A 20,319-nucleotide genomic window follows, 5' to 3' on the forward strand; every position below is an offset into this window, starting at 1 on the left:
CGCTAACGCAACACACCGTAAACCGTAAAACAAGATCTGCTCAAAATGCATCCAATTGTTAATGAATAATATTAAATGTTGTGTGAATGTGATTACCCCTGGTGTTTATCCCGATTTTCACTATGGGCGTAGACCCCCGCTAATCCCTGCAATACTTAATTCAGTATCATGTGATACACGGCCCTCTGGAGCTCATTTTGAACAGGTTACCTTCCAGCGCATCGGCTTTGGCCTGTAGCGCGCACGCATTGAATCTCATTGAGAAGCAAACGCTAAACCATGAGGAAATGAAAGCACTAAACCGAGAGGTCATTGACTACTTTAAAGAGCATGTAAATCCAGGATTTCTGGAATACCGGAAATCTGTTACCGCCGGCGGGGATTACGGAGCCGTAGAGTGGCAAGCGGGCAGTTTGAATACGCTTGTCAACACCCAGGGGCAGGAGTTTATCGACTGTCTTGGGGGGTTTGGCATCTTTAACGTGGGGCACCGTAATCCTGTTGTGGTATCCGCCGTCCAGAATCAACTCGCAAAACAACCTCTCCACAGCCAGGAGTTACTTGATCCCTTGCGGGCGATGCTGGCAAAAACGCTGGCGGCGCTGACACCGGGGAAACTCAAGTACAGCTTTTTCTGTAACAGCGGCACCGAATCCGTCGAAGCGGCGCTAAAACTGGCAAAAGCGTATCAGTCGCCGCGCGGCAAGTTTACCTTTATCGCCACCAGCGGCGCATTTCACGGCAAATCATTGGGCGCGCTCTCCGCCACGGCCAAATCCACCTTCCGCAGACCCTTTATGCCTTTACTGCCGGGCTTCCGCCATGTGCCGTTTGGCAATATCGACGCGATGAGCATGGCATTTAGCGAAGGCAAAAAAACGGGCGACGAGATAGCAGCCGTGATTCTGGAGCCTATTCAGGGCGAAGGCGGCGTGATCCTGCCGCCGCAGGGATACCTGACAGAGGTACGTAAGCTCTGTGATGAATTCGGCGCACTGATGATTCTGGATGAAGTACAAACCGGCATGGGGCGTACCGGCAAGATGTTTGCCTGCGAGCACGAAAATGTGCAGCCTGATATTCTGTGCCTGGCGAAAGCCCTGGGCGGCGGCGTGATGCCGATTGGCGCCACCATCGCGACTGAAGAGGTGTTTTCGGTTCTGTTCGACAACCCCTTCCTGCATACCACCACTTTTGGCGGTAATCCACTGGCTTGTGCTGCCGCGCTGGCGACCATTAACGTCCTGCTGGAGCAAAATCTCCCGGCCCAGGCGGAACAAAAAGGCGATACGCTCCTGGATGGTTTTCGACAACTTGCGCGTGAGTATCCCAATCTGGTACACGATGCGCGCGGCAAAGGTATGTTGATGGCCATTGAATTTGTCGATAACGAAACGGGCTACCGTTTTGCCAGTGAGATGTTCCGTCAACGCGTGCTGGTCGCTGGTACGCTGAATAATGCGAAAACAATTCGTATTGAGCCACCGCTCACGCTAACCATTGAACTGTGCGAACAGGTATTGAAATCAGCGCGTAATGCGCTGGTAGCGATGCAGGTGAGCGTTGAAGAGGTTTAAAAACGATGCCGGATGGCGCTGTGCTTATCCGGCCTGTTTTCCCCGGGTCGCAGCCTCTTTTTTGAATCCCATCACAATCACCACATTCCCCTTTTCCCTTTTACCTCGCGACGGCTACAGTAGTAACTCATCCGACCACATAACAATAATTTTACATACTGGATACGCTTATGAGCTACCCGTCGCTGTTCGCCCCGCTCGATCTGGGCTTTACTACTCTCAGAAACCGTGTGCTGATGGGATCGATGCACACGGGTCTGGAAGAACATCCTGATGGCGCTGAGCGCCTGGCGGCATTTTATGCCGAGCGCGCGCGACACGGCGTAGCGTTAATCGTCACCGGCGGTATTGCGCCCGTTCCCTCCGGGGTCGTGATGACCGGCGGCGCGATGCTGAACGACGCCAGCCAGTTAACGCCTCACCGCGTGGTGACCGATGCCGTACATGCGGAAGGAGGTAAAATCGCGCTGCAAATTCTGCACACCGGGCGTTACAGCTATCAGCCGCACCTGGTCGCGCCGTCGGCAATTCAGGCGCCAATCAACCGCTTTATGCCGCATGAACTGACGCATGATGAAATCATGCAGTTAATCGACGACTTCGCGCATTGCGCGCAGCTGGCGCGGGAAGCAGGCTACGACGGCGTAGAGGTGATGGGATCAGAGGGCTATCTGATTAATGAATTTCTCACCCGGCGAACTAACCATCGCGATGACGAGTGGGGCGGCGACTATACCAGCCGTATGCGCTTCGCGGTTGAGGTAGTACGCGCGGTACGCCAGCGGGTAGGGAACGACTTTATTATTATCTATCGCCTGTCGATGCTCGATCTGGTGGAAAATGGCGGCACGTTCGACGAAACGGTACAACTGGCGCAAGCCATTGAAGCCGCAGGCGCAAGCCTAATTAATACCGGCATTGGCTGGCATGAGGCGCGAATCCCGACCATCGCCACGCCAGTACCGCGTGGCGCCTTTAGCTGGGTGACGCGGAAACTCAAAGGTCATGTGTCGGTTCCTCTGATCGCGACCAATCGCATTAACGATCCGCAGGTCGCCGAGACGATCCTGACGCGCGGCGATGCCGATATGGTGTCGATGGCGCGTCCCTTCCTTGCCGATGCCGAATTCCTGACTAAAGCGCAATCCGGACGCGCAGATGAGATCAACACCTGTATCGGCTGTAATCAGGCCTGTCTGGATCGGATCTTCATCGGCAAAGTGACCTCCTGTCTGGTGAACCCACGCGCCTGTCACGAAACCCACATGCCGATAACGCCGGCCATACGCAAAAAGAACCTGGCCGTTGTCGGCGCTGGCCCGGCGGGGCTGGCTTTCGCGATTAACGCCGCGTCGCGCGGCCATCATGTCACGCTGTTTGACGCCCAGAGTGAAATTGGCGGTCAGTTTACTATCGCCAGGCAGATCCCGGGTAAAGAGGAGTTTTACGAAACGCTGCGCTACTACCGTCGAATGATCGATGTTACTGGCGTTACGCTGAAACTGAACCAACGGGTGAACGCAGAGGATCTTCAGCCGTTTGACGAAGCGATCCTCGCCTGTGGAATAGTACCGCGCCGCCCGCCGATAGACGGTATCGATCATCCAAAGGCATTGACCTACCTGGAGGTATTGCGCGATAAGGCGCCGGTTGGTAAGCGAGTGGCGATCATCGGCTGCGGCGGGATCGGTTTTGACACGGCCATGTATCTTAGCCAGCACGGCGAATCCACCAGCCAAAATATTGCTGAATTTTGTACGGAATGGGGAATTGATACCAGCCTGCAACAGGCAGGCGGTCTGCGCCCGGAAGGCCCGCGCCTGGCACGTAGTCCACGGCAAATCGTCATGCTGCAACGCAAAGCCAGCAAGCCGGGCGAAGGGTTAGGTAAAACCACCGGCTGGATCCATCGCGCGACGTTACTGGCGCGCGGCGTGAAGATGATCCCGGCGGTCAGTTACCAGAAGATCGACGACGACGGATTACATCTCTTGATCGGCGGCGAACCGCAGTTGCTGGAAGTGGATCATGTGGTGATCTGCGCCGGACAAGAACCCCGCCGCGAACTGGCGGACCCGTTACGCGCCGCAGGTAAAACGGTACATCTTATCGGCGGATGCGATGTCGCGATGGAGCTGGATGCCCGACGGGCGATTGCCCAGGGCACCCGACTGGCGCTGGAAATTTAACGACTTTACCTGATGGCGCTGCGCTTATCGGGCTTACGCCGTCATACCGGTTTTATAGGCCGGTATGACGCTTGAGCGCCTTATCGACGGCGTCCCTGCTTCACCGCTTTCAAAATAACAAACTTATTGTTGGTTGCTATCGTCGCGCAATTACCGAAAATCTTCTTCAGCTTGTGGAAATAGTCCAGATGGCGGTTCGCCACAATATACAGTTCGCCGTTGATTTTCAGGCAGCGGCGGGCGTGATGGAACATCTCCCAGGCGATATTATCCGTCAGCGCATGTTTCTGGTGGAACGGCGGGTTGCAGAATACAGCGTTAAAACGGAACGGCTCCACGCCGGAGAGCGCGTTGTTGATCATAAATTCGCAGCGTTCGAACGCTTCCGGCAGGTTCGTTTCTACATTCAAACGGCTGGAATCTACCGCCATCGGCGATTCATCGACAAATACCACGTTCGCCTGCGGATTTTTCGCCAGTAAGCTCAGGCCAATCACCCCATTGCCGCAGCCGAGATCGACAATCTCCCCGTCGAGGTTTTCCGGCAAATGCTGCATAAAGAAGCGCGCGCCAATATCCAATCCGGTACGAGAAAACACATTCGCGTGGTTGTGAATCGTCCAGCCTGTATCTTCCAGTTTCCAGCTTAGCGTTTGCGGCGCGTCGGCCAGTTGCGGATGACTGAAGGTACAGTTAATCAGGCGCGCTTTCTTCCACGCCAGCGTCGTCGTGGTTGGGCCCAGCACTTTTTCAAACAGTTCCAGCGTAGAGGTATGAATATCACGCGCTTTCGCGCCGGCGATAATACGCGTTTGCGCCGTAACGACCTTACGCAAAGCGCGTAACTGCTGTTCCAGCAACGCCAGTGTTTTCGGTACCTTAATCAATACCACGCCCGGCGCCTGCGGGTAGTCAGCGGTACTGTCGAGAAACGTTACGCTGGACTCCGCGATGCCGTTATGGCGTAAATTCTCTCGCGTACCCAGTTCGCTTAAATACGAATCGCCAATACTGTATGGCGAATGCTCCGCCAGCGCACAGCTTAGCGCGCCAAACGTATCATTCAGGATCAGCACCGGGCCGCGAATTTCCGTCTCATCCAACTGTTGCAGCAGATACTCATCGGCCGCCTCCCACGCCAGAAGCGGGTTAACATCATCCGTTTGCGGAAAACGTTTCAGCGTCAGTGAACGGAAACCGTCGTCTACGTGGCTCATTAGGCCTCCTGAATGGTAAAATTGCGGCGTTATCCCTGAAAAGGGTGCGTGAGTATACACTTTTTATCAGCAACATGGAGCTTTGATGACCTCACTAACTTACCTTCAGGGGTATCCGGAACATCTCCTTGCCCAGGTGCGCACCTTAATCGCCGAGCAGCGCCTGGGAGCGGTGCTGGAAAAACGTTATCCCGGCGCGCATGATTACGCCACTGACAAAGCGCTATATCACTATACTCAGGAACTGAAAAGTCAGTTTCTGCGCAATGCGCCGCCCATCAATAAAGTGATGTATGACAGCAAGATCCATGTGCTGAAAAATGCGCTGGGACTGCATACCGCTGTCTCGCGCGTTCAGGGCGGCAAGCTCAAGGCAAAGGCGGAGATCCGCGTCGCCACCGTGTTTCGCAACGCCCCGGAGCCATTCTTACGAATGATTGTGGTTCACGAACTGGCGCACCTGAAAGAGAAAGATCATAACAAAGCGTTTTATCAGCTCTGCTGCCATATGGAGCCACAGTACCATCAACTGGAGTTTGATACGCGCCTGTGGCTGACGCATCAGGCGCTGTCGGCACAATAAATTCTGAAAATGCCCCTTCCCCCGTATCTTTTTAACGGCGTGGGCATAAAATCGGCACGTTCACATTTCGCTCATTGCCTGCCGCCACGTCAAGGATGACGATCTGTAGAGGGTATTTTTTATCCACCGCCAACGGAACCGCGCAACAACCATGCTCTCACAATGTGCCCCTTTTATCCGCCGCCTCTGTTTTACACGCCGGGCGTTAACAGTGGCGTGTTTTCTGCTTGTCGCAGCAGGCGTCGCGCTTTTCTATTCCAACTGGCTTATCGTCAACGCCTCACAGCATCTGACATGGAATGACATTCAGACCGTTCCCGCCCGCAACGTCGGGCTGGTGTTAGGCGCTAAACCCGGCAATCGGTATTTTACCCGGCGAATTAATACTGCCGCCGCGTTGTATCACGCCGGTAAAGTGAAGTGGCTGTTAGTCAGCGGCGATAATGGCAAAAAAGAGTACGATGAACCTTCGGCGATGCAGCAGGCGCTGATAGCGAAAGGTGTGCCGGAAGCGGCCATTTTTTGTGATTATGCCGGATTCTCCACGCTGGACTCCGTAGTTCGCGCCCGGAAAGTGTTTGGCGAAAGCCGCATTACGATTATCTCGCAAGCATTTCATAATCAACGGGCGATCTGGCTAGCGCAACAATATGGCATTGACGCTATCGGCGTTAACGCGCCGGATCTGAATAAAAGGCACGGAACCTACACACGACTTCGGGAAAAGCTGGCGCGGGTTAGCGCGGTGCTGGATGCCAAAATTTTGCACCGTCAGCCTAAATATCTGGGCGCTGGCGTCACTATTGGGGCTGATAGCGCACACGGGTGCCCTTCTCGCCAGTAAAATGCCAGAGTGCGTCGCAGCGCACTGGCAAGGGCGGAAAGGCGTGCTACATTGACGAAAATCCCTTTCTGGAGTCCGCTGACGTTTATGATACGTTTCGCTGTAATTGGGACTAACTGGATCACGCGCCAGTTTGTCGACGCCGCCCATGAAACCGGCAAATTCAGGCTCGCCGCCGTTTACTCCCGTAGTCTTGAACAGGCGCAGTCTTTCGCAAATGATTATCCCGTCGAGCATCTGTTTACCTCGCTGGAAGCGATGGCGCAAAGCGACGCGATTGAGGCGGTTTATATCGCCAGCCCGAATTCCCTGCATTTCTCCCAGACGCAGCGCTTTTTGCAGCATAAAAAACATGTCATGTGCGAAAAGCCGCTGGCTTCTAACCTGGCGGAGGTTGATGCCGCTATCGCCTGCGCGCGCGATAATCAGCGGGTACTGTTTGAAGCCTTTAAAACCGCCTGCCTGCCCAATTTCCTGCTGCTGCGGGAATCGTTGCCGAAAATCGGCAGAATGCATAAAGCATTCCTAAATTACTGCCAATACTCTTCTCGTTATCAGCGCTATCTGAACGGTGAAAACCCGAATACGTTTAATCCGGCCTTCTCCAATGGTTCGATTATGGATATCGGGTATTACTGTCTGGCGTCGGCGATCGCGCTATGGGGCGAGCCGCGCAGCGTTCAGGCGTCGGCGAATTTATTGGAAAGCGGAGTAGATGCGCACGGCGTCGTGGTTATGGATTACGGCGATTTTAGCGTCACACTACAGCATTCCAAAGTCAGCGACTCGGTACTGGCCAGTGAAATTCAGGGCGAGAGAGGATCGCTGGTCATTGAAAAGCTGTCGGAATGCCAGAAAGTGTGTTTTGCGCCGCGCGGCGCGCTGATGCAGGATCTGACCCAGCCTCAGCATATTAATACCATGCTGTATGAAGCCGGGGCGTTTGCCCAGCTTATTGAAAACCACGCCGTGGAACATCCGGGGTTGTCGCTAAGTCGCGCCACGGCAAAATGGCTGACAGAAATACGCCGTCAAACCGGGGTCATCTTCCCGGCGGACGATCTGACCCATCCCCTTACTGCGTAAAATTGTGTAAATCATATGTTACAGGTCATTGACTCTACGCGTGGCCTGTCATACTTTGTTACGCGCAAAGGGGAGTAACTTCATTGCCGGTCGATCGTCATTACGATGTGTGCAAAACCACATCCGGTCACCGGGCAGCCATAAAGGAATGCGTCAGCGTATTCCTTTATTGTTGTAAGTGAGACCTTGCCGAATGGCAAGGTCTATGCATAAAAGCAGCGGCTAATGCCATTCGGCGTTAGCCGTTTTTTTTTTGCATAGGGAGAAATAATGAATACTGTTGGTACGCCATTATTATGGGGTGGATTCGCGGTTGTTGTGGTGATAATGCTATCCATCGACCTGTTGTTGCAGGGACGCCGTGGCGCACATGCTATGTCGATGAAACAAGCGGCAGGATGGTCAATCCTGTGGGTAACGCTCTCGCTACTGTTTAACGCCGCTTTCTGGTGGTATCTGGCTGAAACGCAAGGGCGCGAAGTTGCTGACCCGCAGGCATTGGCGTTCCTTACCGGCTATCTGATTGAAAAGTCGCTGGCCGTAGATAACGTCTTTGTCTGGCTGATGCTGTTTAGCTATTTCTCCATCCCTCCGGCTCTGCAACGCCGGGTGCTGGTGTATGGGGTTCTTGGCGCGATCGTGTTGCGTACTATCATGATTTTCGCCGGTACCTGGCTTATCACTCAGTTCGAATGGCTGCTGTATGTGTTCGGCGCCTTCCTGCTGTTTACCGGCGTAAAAATGGCGCTGGCGAAGGAAGACGAATCCGGCATTGGCGAAAAACCGATGGTGCGTTGGCTACGCGGGCATCTGCGCATGACCGATACGATCGAGAACGAGCACTTTTTCGTACGTAAAAACGGCCTATTGTATGCCACGCCGCTGCTGCTGGTACTGATTATGGTTGAGCTCAGCGATGTAATCTTCGCCGTTGACAGTATTCCGGCGATCTTTGCGGTCACCACCGACCCGTTCATCGTACTGACCTCTAACCTGTTTGCCATCTTAGGGCTGCGCGCGATGTACTTCCTGCTGTCCGGCGTGGCGGAACGCTTCTCGATGCTGAAATATGGTCTGGCGGTCATTCTGGTCTTTATCGGCATTAAGATGCTGATCGTCGACTTCTACCATATTCCTATCGCGATTTCGCTGGGCGTAGTGTTTGGCATTCTGACCATTACGCTGGTGATTAACGCCTGGGTTAACCATCAGCGCGATAAGAAACTGCGAGCGCAATAATCTTTTATCGGGGTAAACCTGCCCCGTCAAAAACGCCCGGCAGCGCACACCTGTCGGGCGTTTTTGTTTAACATGTCACAATACTGTTAATATAAAGTTATAAAACATGATCACAGCAAAAAATCCAGGATATTTCGCTTCCCGAACCTTCAACTTTCCTTATACTCAACCAGGCAAATACTTTGTTACATCCTGAAAGATGCGCCGTAAGAGCGTACAGGGGATGACCAGCAACACAATACAAGGAACATGAAATGGCTACGCAACGAGCATCAGGGCTACTGCAGCGTTTAGCGCAAGGCAGTCTGGTTAAACAAATTTTAGTGGGTCTGGTACTGGGGATTTTACTGGCATGGATTTCTAAGCCTGCGGCAGAAGCGGTTGGCTTGCTTGGCACCCTGTTTGTCGGCGCCTTAAAAGCGGTCGCCCCCGTTCTGGTGCTGATGCTGGTAATGGCCTCGATCGCCAACCACCAGCACGGTCAAAAAACCAATATTCGCCCTATTCTCTTTCTTTACCTGCTAGGCACCTTTTCAGCCGCGCTGGCGGCCGTTGTGTTCAGCTTCGCCTTCCCTTCAACGCTGCATCTGTCCAGTAGCGCCCAGGATATCGTGCCACCGTCCGGCATTGTAGAAGTCTTGCGCGGTCTGCTGATGAGTATGGTGTCGAACCCCATCGACGCGCTGCTGAACGCTAACTATATCGGGATTCTGGTGTGGGCCGTCGGTCTGGGATTTGCCCTGCGTCATGGCAATGAAACCACCAAAAACCTCGTGAACGATATGTCTAACGCCGTGACCTTTATGGTGAAACTGGTGATCCGTTTCGCGCCAGTCGGTATTTTTGGTCTGGTTTCATCAACGCTTGCAACCACCGGCTTCTCCACCCTGTGGGGCTATGCGCACCTGCTGGTCGTCTTGATTGGCTGTATGCTGCTGGTCGCGCTGGTGGTCAACCCGCTGTTGGTATTCTGGAAAATTCGTCGCAACCCTTATCCGCTGGTGTTCGCCTGCCTGCGTGAAAGCGGCGTTTATGCCTTCTTTACCCGCAGCTCTGCCGCCAATATTCCAGTAAATATGGCGCTGTGCGAAAAGCTGAATCTGGACAGGGATACTTACTCCGTTTCCATTCCGCTGGGTGCCACTATCAATATGGCCGGCGCGGCAATTACCATTACGGTTCTGACGTTGGCGGCAGTCCATACGTTAGGCGTCCCGGTGGATCTGCCTACAGCGTTGCTGCTGAGCGTGGTGGCCTCGCTGTGTGCTTGCGGCGCCTCCGGCGTGGCAGGCGGTTCATTGCTGCTGATCCCGCTGGCGTGCAACATGTTTGGCATCCCGAACGATATCGCGATGCAGGTAGTAGCGGTCGGCTTTATTATCGGCGTATTGCAGGATTCGTGTGAAACGGCGCTGAACTCGTCTACCGATGTTCTGTTCACTGCGGCAGCCTGCCAGGCAGAGGACGAACGTCTGGCGAATAACGCCTTGCGTAGCTAAGTGATTATCGATGCCGGATGGCGCGTGCCATCCGGCGTGACGATAGATCTGAATCTCCCAATCCATAGGCTTTGACCTAAAGCGAATTGATGTTCACGCGCGACATCCTCGCGTAACGTTATATGTAGATGGCGTCTGCCGCGGCGCTCGGTCAGCGTAAAGTATAAAGTGTCAGCCTGTGTAAATCCTCTCGCCACCCTCCCTTGCGATAAGCAAAATCAAAGTTCAACGACGCGTAATTTCTATAACGGACTTCGTTGACCTTTGTTACAATTAGATGCATTTTGAATTTTTGTGTGTTAGTGCTTGCTTACTTCACAACTTAACAAGGAATAGTTCAGGCCGCGAATTTGCCGTTTCCGCAACGCTGATAAAAACTCCAACTCTGTTGCGGCAGTGCAAACCTCAGATCACCGGCGTGACGTTAACCGATTCTCCAGGAATACTGAATGGAACTACTGACTCAATTGCTGAATGCCCTGTGGGCTCAGGACTTTGAAACACTGGCCAATCCTTCCATGATTGGCATGTTGTATTTTGTGTTATTTATGATTTTGTTTCTGGAAAATGGGCTGCTCCCTGCCGCCTTTTTGCCTGGCGACAGCCTGTTGATCCTGGTCGGCGTGCTGATCGCCAAAGGCGCGATGGGTTTTCCACAAACCATTTTGCTGCTTACCGCCGCGGCCAGCCTGGGTTGCTGGGTGAGCTATATTCAGGGCCGCTGGCTGGGGAATACCCGCACCGTGCAAAACTGGCTCTCTCATCTCCCCGCACATTATCATCAACGCGCCCATCACCTTTTCCATAAACACGGCCTGTCGGCATTATTGATAGGCCGTTTTATCGCGTTTGTCAGAACGCTGCTGCCCACCATTGCCGGCATATCCGGCCTGAATAACGCGCGCTTTCAGTTTTTCAACTGGATGAGCGGCTTGTTGTGGGTGCTTATCCTGACGTCGCTGGGCTATCTGCTGGGCAAAACGCCCGTCTTTATGAAGTATGAAGATCAGTTAATGTCATGCCTGATGCTGCTGCCCGTGGTGCTGCTCTTTTTTGGCCTGGCGGGTTCACTGGTCATGCTGTGGAAAAAGAAGTATGGGAGCCGGGGATAACTTATGCTTAAACCACGCATAACTGCCCGACAACTCATTTGGATCAGCGCTTTTCTACTGATGCTGACCATACTCATGATGACGTGGTCAACGCTGCGTCAGCAAGAGTCGACGCTGGCCATTCGCGCGGTGAACCAGGGTGCCAGTATGCCAGACGGCTTCTCAGTTCTGCATCATCTGGATGCGAACGGCATTCATTTTAAAAGCATTACGCCTAAAAATGACATGTTGCTCATTACCTTCGATTCCCCTGCGCAAAGCGCCGCAGCAAAAACAGTGCTTGATCAAACGTTACCACACGGTTATGTCGTCGCTCAGCAGGACGATGACAACGAAACGGTACAGTGGCTGTCCCGCTTACGGGAAAGCTCACACCGCTTTGGCTAATCTCCAGGAATCCGAATCATATCACTCACTTTGGTGATTTCATTGTTTAATGACTATGATTAATAAAGCGGTGTTTAACCCACCGCGTTATTATCGGGATCACCGCCCCGGACAACGGGTCCGAACATAAGGGAAAGTTCAGGAATGAAATACCGCATCGCTTTGGCTATCACACTTTTTACGCTTAGCGCCGGTAGCTACGCTAATTCGCTTTGTCAGGAAAAAGAGCAGGATATACAAAAGGAAATTAGCTACGCTGAAAAGCACAACAATCAGCGCCGTATTGAGGGTCTGAACAAGGCGCTCAGCGAAGTGCGCGCCAATTGTACTGACAGCAAGCTACGCGCCGAGCATCAGAAAAAGATCGCTGAGCAAAAAGAAGAGGTAGCCGAACGCCAACGTGATTTAGCCGAGGCAAAAGCAAAAGGCGATGCGGATAAAATAGACAAACGTGAACGTAAGCTGGCCGAGGCTCAGGATGAGCTAAAAAAACTTGAGGCCAGTGACTACTAAATTAACGCCGAACGTAAATACTCACTCACCTGGAGAAAACTATGTCGAAAGATAACACTACGGAACATCTGCGCGCTGAGTTGAAATCCCTGACCGATACGCTTGAAGAAGTGCTGAGCTCTTCGGGCGAAAAGTCGAAAGAAGAGTTGAGTAAGATTCGTAGCAAAGCCGAGCGCGCGCTGAAAGAGAGCCGTTACCGCCTGGGCGAAACGGGTGATGTGATTGCCAAACAGACTCGCGTCGCCGCCGCCCGCGCCGATGATTATGTGCGCGAAAATCCCTGGACAGGCGTAGGTATTGGCGCCGCTGTCGGTCTGGTGTTGGGCGTACTGCTGACGCGTCGTTAATTATGGCGGACTCTCGACAGGCACAAGGACCAGGCAAAAGCGTACTGGGTATCGGGCAGCGGATTGTCACCATTATCGTTGAGATGGTGGAAACCCGGCTGCGACTGGCGGTAGTAGAACTGGAAGAAGAGAAAGCGAACCTCTTTCAGCTTTTGCTGATGGTAGGTCTTACCATGCTCTTCGCGGCGTTTGGCTTAATGAGCCTGATGGTTCTGGTCATCTGGGCTATCGATCCTCAGTACCGTTTGAACGCGATGATCGCTACCACTGTTGTGCTGTTAGTGCTTGCGCTAATCGGCGGCATCTGGACTTTGCGCAAAGCGCGTCAGTCCACGCTATTGCGCCATACGCGGCACGAACTGGCTAACGATCGGCAAATTCTGGAGGACGATCAGTCGTGAGCAGCAAAGGCGAACGCGAGAAACGTAAAGCGCTGCTTCTCAGTCAGATCCAGCAGCAACGGCTGGATCTGTCCGCCAGCCGTCGCGACTGGCTGGAGACCACCGGCGCGTACGATCGCGGCTGGAATACGGTGTTAAGCCTGCGCTCCTGGGCGCTGGTCGGTAGCAGCGTAATGGCCATCTGGACCATCCGTCATCCTAATATGTTGGTACGCTGGGCGAAACGCGGCCTGGGTATCTGGAGCGCCTGGCGCCTGGTAAAAACTACCCTCCGTCAACAACAGCTCCGCGGTTAATATCTTTTCTTTTATAGCATCGCGCCATCAGGTTATCGCCCGATTACACCTGGTGGCGCGATACTTTTATGCATATCGTCTCTTTATCAATCACTCAAATTTTTTGAAAAAATTTGGCAATTTTCCTTGCTAACAATTCCTGTTCGCCACGTTTATGATTCTCTCCAGCGATAAAAATGACGCGCCAAACCGCGTCATTGCTCATGAAAATAGCAGCAGCCGCCGAATCGGCCTCCTGGAGAATAAAATGAAAAAATTAGAAGATGTTGGTGTACTGATAGCGCGTATTTTAATGCCAGTTCTGTTTATTACCGCAGGATGGGGAAAAATTAGCGGCTATGCGGGCACACAACAGTATATGGAAGCGATGGGCGTACCAGGATTCCTGCTGCCGCTCACCATACTGCTTGAGTTCGGCGGCGGTCTGGCGATTCTGCTGGGGTTCCTCACCCGCACCACTGCGCTTTTCACCGCTGGTTTTACGTTGCTGACGGCATTGATCTTCCATAGCAATTTTGCAGAAGGTGTAAACTCGCTGATGTTCATGAAAAACCTGACCATTGCCGGCGGATTCTTATTACTGGCGTTAACCGGGCCTGGCGCGTTCAGCCTTGACCGTCTGCTGAATAAAAAGTGGTAAGCAATCTATACTCAATTAAAAAAGCGAGGGAATAGCGCCTCGCTTTTGTCATCTGAAGGAGAGAGACATGGGACAACTGATCGATGGCGTCTGGCACGATACCTGGTATGACACCAAATCTTCCGGGGGGAAATTTCAGCGTTCAGCGTCGGCTTTCCGCAACTGGCTTACCGCTGACGGCGCGCCCGGACCTTCCGGCGAAGGCGGATTCGCCGCAGAAAAAGATCGTTACCATCTGTACGTTTCCCTTGCCTGCCCCTGGGCGCATCGCACGCTCATTTTCCGTAAACTGAAAGGTCTGGAGCCATTTATTCCGGTTTCCGTCGTGAATCCATTGATGCTGGAAAACGGCTGGACGTTTGATGATAATTTTCCGGCGGCCACCGGCGATACTCTCTATCAGCATGAATTTCTCTACCAGTTGTATCTGCACGCCGATCCACACTACAGCGGCCGCGTCACCGTACCGGTCTTATGGGATAAAAAAAATCATACTATCGTCAGCAACGAGTCCGCCGAAATTATTCGTATGTTTAACTCCGCCTTCGATGGGCTGGGCGCTAAAGCCGGTGATTACTATCCCCCCGCGCTGCAAAGCAAAATTGACGAGTTAAACGGCTGGATTTATGACAACGTTAATAACGGCGTTTATAAAGCAGGCTTCGCCACCAGCCAGCAAGCGTATGATGAAGCGGTAGAAAAGGTGTTTACTGCGCTGGCGCGCCTGGAGCAGATTCTCGGACAGCACCGCTATCTGACGGGCGACCAGTTGACCGAGGCGGATATCCGCTTATGGACGACCCTGGTACGCTTTGATCCGGTTTACGTGACTCATTTCAAATGCGACAAATACCGAATCAGCGACTACCTGAATCTGTACGGTTTCCTGCGCGATATCTATCAAATACCGGGCATTGCTGAAACCGTTAATCTTGACCATATTCGTCACCACTATTTCCGTAGCCATAAAACGATTAACCCCACAGGTATCATTTCTATCGGACCGTGGCAGGATCTGCTCGAACCTCACGGGCGCGACGTGCGCTTTGGCTAATTTCAGGCGTCCTCCGGGATGCCTTATTAATTAATACCACAAATATTTACCAGCATTTCATTCGCGGCTATTCTTAGTTTGATTACTTTAAAAACAAGTGATTGAACCATTATTGAGGCGAAAATGGATTGGTATTTAAAGGTTTTAAAAAATTATCTGGGATTTGGCGGCCGCGCGCGACGCAAAGAGTACTGGATGTTTATTCTGGTCAATATCATCTTTACCTTTGTGTTGGGCCTGCTGGACGCCATGCTTGGCTGGCAACGCGCCGGGGGTGAAGGCGTTCTGACCACCATTTACGGCGTTCTGATCTTTTTACCGTGGTGGGCCGTGCAGTTCCGTCGTCTGCATGACACTGACCGCTCCGCATGGTGGCTACTGTTGCTACTTATCCCCATTATCGGCTGGCTTATCATCATCGCGTTCAACTGCCAGAATGGTACGCCGGGCGACAACCGCTTCGGCCCCGATCCGAAACGTTTTTCCTGATGGCGGCGCGGCGCTGCTTTTAAAGCGCCGCGCGCTATTTATTTTCCGGCGAATAGCTTAGGTATTTCCCGCAGGCACCAGGCTTTTGCCTCCCCCATACTGTCGCGCCGCCAGGCCATAATAATATCGATTTCGCTGGTCGATTCCGGGCTGACCACGCGTAGCCGCCCTTCGGCAATATCCTGTTCCACCATCGAATATGGCATGGTCGCGACGCCAAGCCCGGCCAGCAGCGCCTGACGTTTATCTTCAATCGTGCTTACCGTCAGACGTGGCTGCTTATCCAGCAGTTGCACCGTTAATACCGGCCGCTCGCGCGCGGTATCCGCTACCGCTACGCCGCGGTATTTAACCCGCGTCACTTCCGAAAGCGGCTCCGGCTCCTGATGAATAGGGTGGTCAGGCGCGGCGACATACACATTCATTAACGTATACAACTTACGGGAGTTAATTTCCGACGACGATCGAAAATGCATATCCGGAGCGATGACGATATCCGCCCGTCCCTGCTCAAGCCGCTCCCATGCACCAGCCAGTACTTCGGTAATCAATGAAAGCTGCGTATTGGCTTTAGCGGCCAGCCGGTCGATCAGCGGAAAAAAAGCAGGCGTCGGTACCAGAGCTTCAGTGACCAGCGTCAGATGCGTTTCCCAACCGCGGGCCAACGCTTCAGCATCCGTCGTTAACTTGTCTGCCGCTTCCAGCAATACCCGCCCGCGTTCCAGCAGCATACGCCCGACGTTGGTGAATTTTGTACGATGCCCGGAGCGATCGAACAGTACAACGTCCAACTCTTCTTCCAGCTTCTGCATGGTGTAACTCAGCGCGGAGGGCACCCGCCCCAACTCATCAGCCGCTGCGGCAAAACTGCCCCGGCGGTCAATGGCGTCCATCACACGCAATGCTTCAAGCGTCAGCGCTCTCTCTTTAGCCATAACGTTCTCATTCAGGAAATTTGAACATACCGGGCAGAATATCTGGCTAACAATGCAGCGTCCAGCCCCTTAACATAAAAGGAAGTAAAGAGAGGTTAATAACGATGATTACGACCCGAACCGCCAAACAATGTGGACAGGCAGACTATGGATGGCTACAGGCCCGCTATACCTTCTCCTTTGGACACTATTTCGACCCTACACTGCTGGGCTACGCGTCGTTGCGCGTACTGAACCAGGAAGTGCTGGCGCCGGGCGCCTCTTTTCAGCCTCGAACTTACCCAAAGGTGGATATTTTAAACCTGATTCTGGACGGCGAAGCGGAATACCGCGACAGCGACGGCAACCATGTACAGGCTAAAGCGGGCGAAGCGTTACTGCTCGCCGCGCAGCCGGGCATTAGCTACAGCGAACATAATCTCAGCAAAGTTAAGCCGTTAACCCGAATGCAACTGTGGCTTGACGCCTGTCCTGAACGGGAAAACACGCTGGTACAAAAAATCCCACTCCTGGCGGCGCAACAACAGCTTCTTGCCTCGCCCGACGGTGAGCAAAACAGCTTACAACTGCGCCAACAGGTATGGGTACATCATATTACGCTGGAGAAAGGCGAATCGCTTAATTTCCAGCTTCACGGGCCGCGCGCCTATTTGCAGTCGATTCACGGTACGTTCCACGCGCTGACGCACAACGAAGAACGCGAGGCGTTAACCTGCGGAGATGGCGCATTTATTCGTGATGAACCTAACATTACGCTGGTTGCCGATACGCCGCTGCGCGCATTACTGGTAGATTTACCGGTGTAGTCAGCCAGAAAAGGAGTCACAAGATGAGCAAAAAATCGGCGAAGAAACGTCAGCCCGTGGTAAAACCTGCCGTACAGGAGACGATGAGCGCCACTGTGCCGCTGGGCTATGAAGAGATGCTAACCGAACTGGAGGCCATCGTGGCGGACGCCGAAGCCCGGCTGGCAGAAGAAGAGGCCGCAGCCTGAAATCATGCCGGATGGCGGCGCAAGCGCCCGCTCCGGCTGATAACAGGTAGACCCGATAAGCGCAGCGCCATCGGGCAACACGCTGCCCCGACGTCATGCCGGGGCGTTATTATTAATGCGCTTTACTGGCCATAATCTCGATGATCTGCTTGTCTGTCTGCTGCATTGAGCGACACGCCAGCGAACACAAATTCGCAATAGATTGTTCGACATTGTGCGCCACAATCCCTTCGTTTCCGGTCACCGCCGTATCATCCAACGCCATCAGTACGGCTTTCCACGCCGCCGACGCGCTGGTAGAGACTTTCATCGCGCAGCTATTCGACGCGCCATCGCAAATCATCCCGCTGACATCGCCAATCATACTGCTGATAGCCATTGCGATAGTGTCGTAACGACCATCTATCAGCCACGCCATACCCGCTGCCGCGCCCATCGCCGCCGTAGTTGCCGCGCACAGCGCCGACAAACGCGGAAGCTGATGGTGAATATAGATAGCGCTCAAATGCGATAACATTAGCGCGCGCGCCAGGCGTTCGTCATCGGCGCCGACATGTTCAGCAACCACCATGACTGGCACCGTGGCGGTAATCCCCTGGTTGCCGGAGCCGGAGTTGCTCATCGCGGGCAACGTGGCGCCGCCCATTCTGGCGTCTGACGCCGCGCTGGTACGGATCAAAATCGCCGTGGAGAGATCTTTCGCCAGCAGACCGCGATCGCACTGTTTGGCCAGCGTCGAACCGATATGCAGCCCCCAGGAACCACGCAGTCCCTCCTGCGACAACGCGCCGTTTAGCCTGGCCGCATCGAGAATAAAGCGAATAGCGTCAAAGGGCACCGCATTCACAAACGCCAGGATCTCTTCCAGCGAGGTATGAGACAGCACTCCCAGTGGCGAGGTTTTTTCTTCTTCCTGCGCATTATCGGCCTGGGTAAATACCACGCCCTTGTCGGTTTCTATCCGCACAATATTTGTATGATCGCCGACGATCGTGACACATGCCCAGCTATCGCCGCTATACACTTTCGCCCGTGAAAACAGGATATCGTTACATGGCTCCTGCAACATCACTGCAACATGTCCGGCGGCCAGCATCGCTTTTGCATCGGCAACGGCTTTAGCGGAAGCGTCTTTTAACACCTCCAACCCGGCTTTCGCATCACCGCCCAACGCGCCAAGCGCCGCGGCGATCGGTAGCCCTACCATTCCCGTTCCTGGAACGGTAACGCCCATACCATTTTTCATCAGATTAGGCGAAACCCACGCGTCAATGCGTTCAACTGTGCCGTCAAGTTCAGCCGCCGCCGCTGCTGCTGCCAGCGCCAGTGAAATTGGCTCAGTACACCCCAGCGCCGGTTTTACTTCTTCCTGTACGGCCAGGATAAAACTTTGCCACAATGGATTTATTTTAGATTCAAACATAACAACAACCTTAATCTCAGGTATATCAAGAGAATGCCAGGAACGGAGAAACGCATAGCAGCAGACCGGTAATAATAATCAGGTACAACGAAGCGCCTTTATATTTGTGCAATGCGGGAACCTTGTAGACCAACCATGCCGGAATTAAACAGCCCACCATACCGAAGATAGGGCTACAAATAGAGGTGAAGCTCAGTACCGGCGCATTGAGCACAATGGCGCTCCAGGCCAGCAAAATAGCGAAAATCATAATGCCGCGCTGTACCAGATTTTCCTTAATCTTCTCGGCGGGCATTTTGCGGCGCAGGATATTCATCACAATGCCTTGCGTCGCTTCGCGGAATCCTAAATAAACGCCAAAGAAGGCGGTCATGACGGCAAAGATGTTCAGAATTACGCTAACCACTTTGACCCAGCCAGCGCCATCGCCGCTAATAAATTGCGCGGCGATCGCCAGGGCGGAAATATTCTGCTCATAGGCTTTCACCGCTTCGTCATGCCCCATCGCCAGGGTGAAGGAAACCGCATAGAAAAATACGGTAACGAACAGGATGCCAAACGCGATATTCATGGCACGCAGCGCTTTATGGCGTGCGACCTCAATAGATTTTTCGCGTGAACGGTAAGAGATCACCATTGGGCTTAACGTCTGGATAAATAAAATCGAGGTCAGCGTAAATGGCAGGGTAATAATGGCGTTTTTAATCAGCAGGGCCATCGGCGGCAGCGCGCCAATGTTATACAGATGCCACATACCCACCATAGAGACGCCCAGCGCCGCCACTACCAGTAGCTTGGTCAGCACCATGCCGGTGGAGATTTTGAACAGTAATTTTTCACCGCGTGAGGAAATCGCTACCAGGATGCAGATCAGCACCAGACCATAAAACGGACTATCGGAAAGTAATCCTTCCGTTACGCCGAAAGTATGCAGATAAGAGGCGCTGTCGTTAGTAATCGCCGTAGAATAGACGAACATCCAGATGACGAGCATCACAAAGTACAGCGCACCTAATAAAATACCCCAGTTTTTGCCCAGATAGCCGCTGATCACGCTGGGGTAGTCTTTACATTCCGGGGATTCCGCCAGCGTATTAATAAACAGCCGCTGGAACAGGTACATGGCCGGATAACCAATAATAGAAGAGAGTAAAAAGACCCAAAGTCCCATCAGGCCAACCTGGACAGGAAGAAAAACGATCCCTGCGCCGATCGCCATCCCGATACTCATAATGACCCAGCCGGTGTCGGTACTATCAAATTTGATGGCTTCACGCCATTCGCTTTCTGTCATCCCTGCCCGACGCGCCGGGGCTGATGCGTCGAGGATTACGCTGGTATTACTAGCCGATTCCATAAAATTCTCGCTCAATGTGTAGGTAGAGGTTTTTTTATTTTTCGTGCCGCAGCAAGGCGATATGCAGAACGTGAGGTGCAGGTACTTTCTTGTAATAAGAAAATCATACGCGCACGATAAGAGAAAAACTTACCAAT

Annotated in this window: 22 protein-coding genes; 18 read left to right on the top strand and 4 right to left on the bottom strand. The window is 53.1% G+C overall.

The window, feature by feature from the left end:
* Positions 1 to 197 precede the first annotated feature (197 nt).
* Both ygjG and ACLD11_RS00485 read left to right on the top strand, forming a co-directional pair.
* On the top strand, positions 198 to 1,577 hold the full coding sequence (gene ygjG, locus ACLD11_RS00480; RefSeq protein WP_411014395.1) for a putrescine aminotransferase: 1,380 nt from the start codon (positions 198 to 200) through the stop codon (positions 1,575 to 1,577).
* A gap of 170 nt (positions 1,578 to 1,747) precedes the next feature.
* On the top strand, positions 1,748 to 3,766 hold the full coding sequence (locus ACLD11_RS00485) for an FAD-dependent oxidoreductase (protein ID WP_411014396.1): 2,019 nt from the start codon (positions 1,748 to 1,750) through the stop codon (positions 3,764 to 3,766).
* Positions 3,767 to 3,846: 80 nt separating this feature from the next.
* Here the strand turns inward: ACLD11_RS00485 and rlmG are convergent, their stop codons facing one another.
* Complete coding sequence (gene rlmG, locus ACLD11_RS00490) at positions 3,847 to 4,983, bottom strand: 23S rRNA (guanine(1835)-N(2))-methyltransferase RlmG (protein WP_000019989.1); 1,137 nt, start codon at positions 4,981 to 4,983, stop codon at positions 3,847 to 3,849.
* 85 nt (positions 4,984 to 5,068) lie between these two features.
* Here rlmG and ACLD11_RS00495 point away from each other — a divergent pair, with 85 nt between their 5' ends.
* The 14 genes from ACLD11_RS00495 (at position 5,069) to ACLD11_RS00560 (ending at position 15,473) form a co-directional block, all read left to right on the top strand.
* Entirely contained in the window at positions 5,069 to 5,566 is a 498-nt protein-coding gene (locus ACLD11_RS00495) for a M48 family metallopeptidase (RefSeq protein ID WP_000202969.1), read from the top strand.
* Positions 5,567 to 5,717: 151 nt separating this feature from the next.
* Positions 5,718 to 6,410 carry a vancomycin high temperature exclusion protein gene (locus ACLD11_RS00500; RefSeq protein ID WP_411014397.1) on the top strand — a complete coding sequence of 231 codons (693 nt, stop codon included), beginning with the start codon at positions 5,718 to 5,720 and terminating at the stop codon, positions 6,408 to 6,410.
* A gap of 87 nt (positions 6,411 to 6,497) precedes the next feature.
* On the top strand, positions 6,498 to 7,496 hold the full coding sequence (locus ACLD11_RS00505; RefSeq protein ID WP_000617682.1) for a Gfo/Idh/MocA family protein: 999 nt from the start codon (positions 6,498 to 6,500) through the stop codon (positions 7,494 to 7,496).
* Between the two features lie 270 nt (positions 7,497 to 7,766).
* Positions 7,767 to 8,735: a TerC family protein gene (locus tag ACLD11_RS00510; protein WP_076727230.1), complete on the top strand. Its 969-nt coding sequence runs from the start codon at positions 7,767 to 7,769 to the stop codon at positions 8,733 to 8,735.
* A 254-nt stretch (positions 8,736 to 8,989) separates the two neighbouring features.
* Entirely contained in the window at positions 8,990 to 10,234 is a 1,245-nt protein-coding gene (gene sstT / locus ACLD11_RS00515) for a serine/threonine transporter SstT (RefSeq protein WP_000235363.1), read from the top strand.
* A 449-nt stretch (positions 10,235 to 10,683) separates the two neighbouring features.
* The gene (gene yqjA, locus ACLD11_RS00520) at positions 10,684 to 11,346 is read left to right on the top strand and encodes a DedA family general envelope maintenance protein YqjA (RefSeq protein ID WP_411014398.1); all 663 of its coding nucleotides are present in this window, start codon (positions 10,684 to 10,686) and stop codon (positions 11,344 to 11,346) included.
* Positions 11,347 to 11,349: 3 nt separating this feature from the next.
* On the top strand, positions 11,350 to 11,733 hold the full coding sequence (gene mzrA / locus ACLD11_RS00525; protein WP_000917516.1) for an EnvZ/OmpR regulon moderator MzrA: 384 nt from the start codon (positions 11,350 to 11,352) through the stop codon (positions 11,731 to 11,733).
* A gap of 144 nt (positions 11,734 to 11,877) precedes the next feature.
* On the top strand, positions 11,878 to 12,246 hold the full coding sequence (locus ACLD11_RS00530) for a DUF1090 domain-containing protein (protein WP_080095220.1): 369 nt from the start codon (positions 11,878 to 11,880) through the stop codon (positions 12,244 to 12,246).
* A 41-nt stretch (positions 12,247 to 12,287) separates the two neighbouring features.
* A complete protein-coding gene (locus ACLD11_RS00535; protein WP_000031219.1) occupies positions 12,288 to 12,593 on the top strand; it encodes a YqjD family protein in 306 nt (101 codons plus the stop codon).
* A gap of 2 nt (positions 12,594 to 12,595) precedes the next feature.
* Positions 12,596 to 12,994, top strand: a complete 399-nt coding sequence (locus tag ACLD11_RS00540) for a phage holin family protein (RefSeq protein WP_000785626.1) — start codon at positions 12,596 to 12,598, stop codon at positions 12,992 to 12,994.
* Positions 12,991 to 13,290 carry a YqjK-like family protein gene (locus ACLD11_RS00545; protein WP_000095496.1) on the top strand — a complete coding sequence of 100 codons (300 nt, stop codon included), beginning with the start codon at positions 12,991 to 12,993 and terminating at the stop codon, positions 13,288 to 13,290. Before ACLD11_RS00540 ends, ACLD11_RS00545 begins: the two co-directional genes overlap by 4 nt.
* Positions 13,291 to 13,537: 247 nt before the next feature.
* Positions 13,538 to 13,930, top strand: coding sequence for a DoxX family protein (locus ACLD11_RS00550; RefSeq protein ID WP_001592732.1), 393 nt, complete (start codon positions 13,538 to 13,540; stop codon positions 13,928 to 13,930).
* Positions 13,931 to 13,997: 67 nt separating this feature from the next.
* A complete protein-coding gene (locus tag ACLD11_RS00555; protein ID WP_000531150.1) occupies positions 13,998 to 14,984 on the top strand; it encodes a glutathione S-transferase family protein in 987 nt (328 codons plus the stop codon).
* A gap of 123 nt (positions 14,985 to 15,107) precedes the next feature.
* Positions 15,108 to 15,473 (top strand): DUF805 domain-containing protein, encoded by a 366-nt coding sequence (locus ACLD11_RS00560; protein ID WP_000384139.1) that lies wholly within the window; start codon positions 15,108 to 15,110, stop codon positions 15,471 to 15,473.
* A 38-nt stretch (positions 15,474 to 15,511) separates the two neighbouring features.
* Here the strand turns inward: ACLD11_RS00560 and yhaJ are convergent, their stop codons facing one another.
* Positions 15,512 to 16,408: a DNA-binding transcriptional regulator YhaJ gene (gene yhaJ / locus ACLD11_RS00565; RefSeq protein ID WP_001041026.1), complete on the bottom strand. Its 897-nt coding sequence runs from the start codon at positions 16,406 to 16,408 to the stop codon at positions 15,512 to 15,514.
* A gap of 104 nt (positions 16,409 to 16,512) precedes the next feature.
* Between yhaJ and ACLD11_RS00570 the strand changes: the two genes are divergently transcribed.
* Positions 16,513 to 17,214: a pirin family protein gene (locus ACLD11_RS00570; RefSeq protein ID WP_080250839.1), complete on the top strand. Its 702-nt coding sequence runs from the start codon at positions 16,513 to 16,515 to the stop codon at positions 17,212 to 17,214.
* A 23-nt stretch (positions 17,215 to 17,237) separates the two neighbouring features.
* Complete coding sequence (locus tag ACLD11_RS00575; RefSeq protein WP_000039327.1) at positions 17,238 to 17,402, top strand: hypothetical protein; 165 nt, start codon at positions 17,238 to 17,240, stop codon at positions 17,400 to 17,402.
* Positions 17,403 to 17,514: 112 nt separating this feature from the next.
* Here the strand turns inward: ACLD11_RS00575 and ACLD11_RS00580 are convergent, their stop codons facing one another.
* On the bottom strand, positions 17,515 to 18,825 hold the full coding sequence (locus tag ACLD11_RS00580) for a serine dehydratase subunit alpha family protein (RefSeq protein ID WP_000463070.1): 1,311 nt from the start codon (positions 18,823 to 18,825) through the stop codon (positions 17,515 to 17,517).
* Positions 18,826 to 18,850: 25 nt separating this feature from the next.
* Positions 18,851 to 20,182 (bottom strand): amino acid permease, encoded by a 1,332-nt coding sequence (locus ACLD11_RS00585; RefSeq protein ID WP_000443187.1) that lies wholly within the window; start codon positions 20,180 to 20,182, stop codon positions 18,851 to 18,853.
* Positions 20,183 to 20,319: the final 137 nt, after the last annotated feature.

The organism is Salmonella sp. 741265116_PST (assembly GCF_046567715.1).
Taxonomy (GTDB): domain Bacteria; phylum Pseudomonadota; class Gammaproteobacteria; order Enterobacterales; family Enterobacteriaceae; genus Salmonella; species Salmonella enterica.

What these genes read in the sequence shown, in the direction of transcription:
- ACLD11_RS00495 (WP_000202969.1), top strand. Translation starts at nt 5,069, where the DNA reads ATGACCTCACTAACTTACCTTCAGGGGTATCCGGAACATCTCCTTGCC.
- yqjA (WP_411014398.1), top strand. Translation starts at nt 10,684, where the DNA reads ATGGAACTACTGACTCAATTGCTGAATGCCCTGTGGGCTCAGGACTTT.
- ACLD11_RS00510 (WP_076727230.1), top strand. Translation starts at nt 7,767, where the DNA reads ATGAATACTGTTGGTACGCCATTATTATGGGGTGGATTCGCGGTTGTT.
- rlmG (WP_000019989.1), bottom strand. Translation starts at nt 4,983, where the DNA reads ATGAGCCACGTAGACGACGGTTTCCGTTCACTGACGCTGAAACGTTTT.
- ACLD11_RS00505 (WP_000617682.1), top strand. Translation starts at nt 6,498, where the DNA reads ATGATACGTTTCGCTGTAATTGGGACTAACTGGATCACGCGCCAGTTT.
- ACLD11_RS00580 (WP_000463070.1), bottom strand. Translation starts at nt 18,825, where the DNA reads ATGTTTGAATCTAAAATAAATCCATTGTGGCAAAGTTTTATCCTGGCC.
- ACLD11_RS00500 (WP_411014397.1), top strand. Translation starts at nt 5,718, where the DNA reads ATGCTCTCACAATGTGCCCCTTTTATCCGCCGCCTCTGTTTTACACGC.
- ACLD11_RS00555 (WP_000531150.1), top strand. Translation starts at nt 13,998, where the DNA reads ATGGGACAACTGATCGATGGCGTCTGGCACGATACCTGGTATGACACC.
- ACLD11_RS00585 (WP_000443187.1), bottom strand. Translation starts at nt 20,182, where the DNA reads ATGGAATCGGCTAGTAATACCAGCGTAATCCTCGACGCATCAGCCCCG.
- ACLD11_RS00560 (WP_000384139.1), top strand. Translation starts at nt 15,108, where the DNA reads ATGGATTGGTATTTAAAGGTTTTAAAAAATTATCTGGGATTTGGCGGC.
- yhaJ (WP_001041026.1), bottom strand. Translation starts at nt 16,408, where the DNA reads ATGGCTAAAGAGAGAGCGCTGACGCTTGAAGCATTGCGTGTGATGGAC.
- ACLD11_RS00485 (WP_411014396.1), top strand. Translation starts at nt 1,748, where the DNA reads ATGAGCTACCCGTCGCTGTTCGCCCCGCTCGATCTGGGCTTTACTACT.
- ACLD11_RS00535 (WP_000031219.1), top strand. Translation starts at nt 12,288, where the DNA reads ATGTCGAAAGATAACACTACGGAACATCTGCGCGCTGAGTTGAAATCC.
- ACLD11_RS00550 (WP_001592732.1), top strand. Translation starts at nt 13,538, where the DNA reads ATGAAAAAATTAGAAGATGTTGGTGTACTGATAGCGCGTATTTTAATG.
- mzrA (WP_000917516.1), top strand. Translation starts at nt 11,350, where the DNA reads ATGCTTAAACCACGCATAACTGCCCGACAACTCATTTGGATCAGCGCT.
- ACLD11_RS00540 (WP_000785626.1), top strand. Translation starts at nt 12,596, where the DNA reads ATGGCGGACTCTCGACAGGCACAAGGACCAGGCAAAAGCGTACTGGGT.
- sstT (WP_000235363.1), top strand. Translation starts at nt 8,990, where the DNA reads ATGGCTACGCAACGAGCATCAGGGCTACTGCAGCGTTTAGCGCAAGGC.
- ACLD11_RS00570 (WP_080250839.1), top strand. Translation starts at nt 16,513, where the DNA reads ATGATTACGACCCGAACCGCCAAACAATGTGGACAGGCAGACTATGGA.
- ACLD11_RS00575 (WP_000039327.1), top strand. Translation starts at nt 17,238, where the DNA reads ATGAGCAAAAAATCGGCGAAGAAACGTCAGCCCGTGGTAAAACCTGCC.
- ACLD11_RS00530 (WP_080095220.1), top strand. Translation starts at nt 11,878, where the DNA reads ATGAAATACCGCATCGCTTTGGCTATCACACTTTTTACGCTTAGCGCC.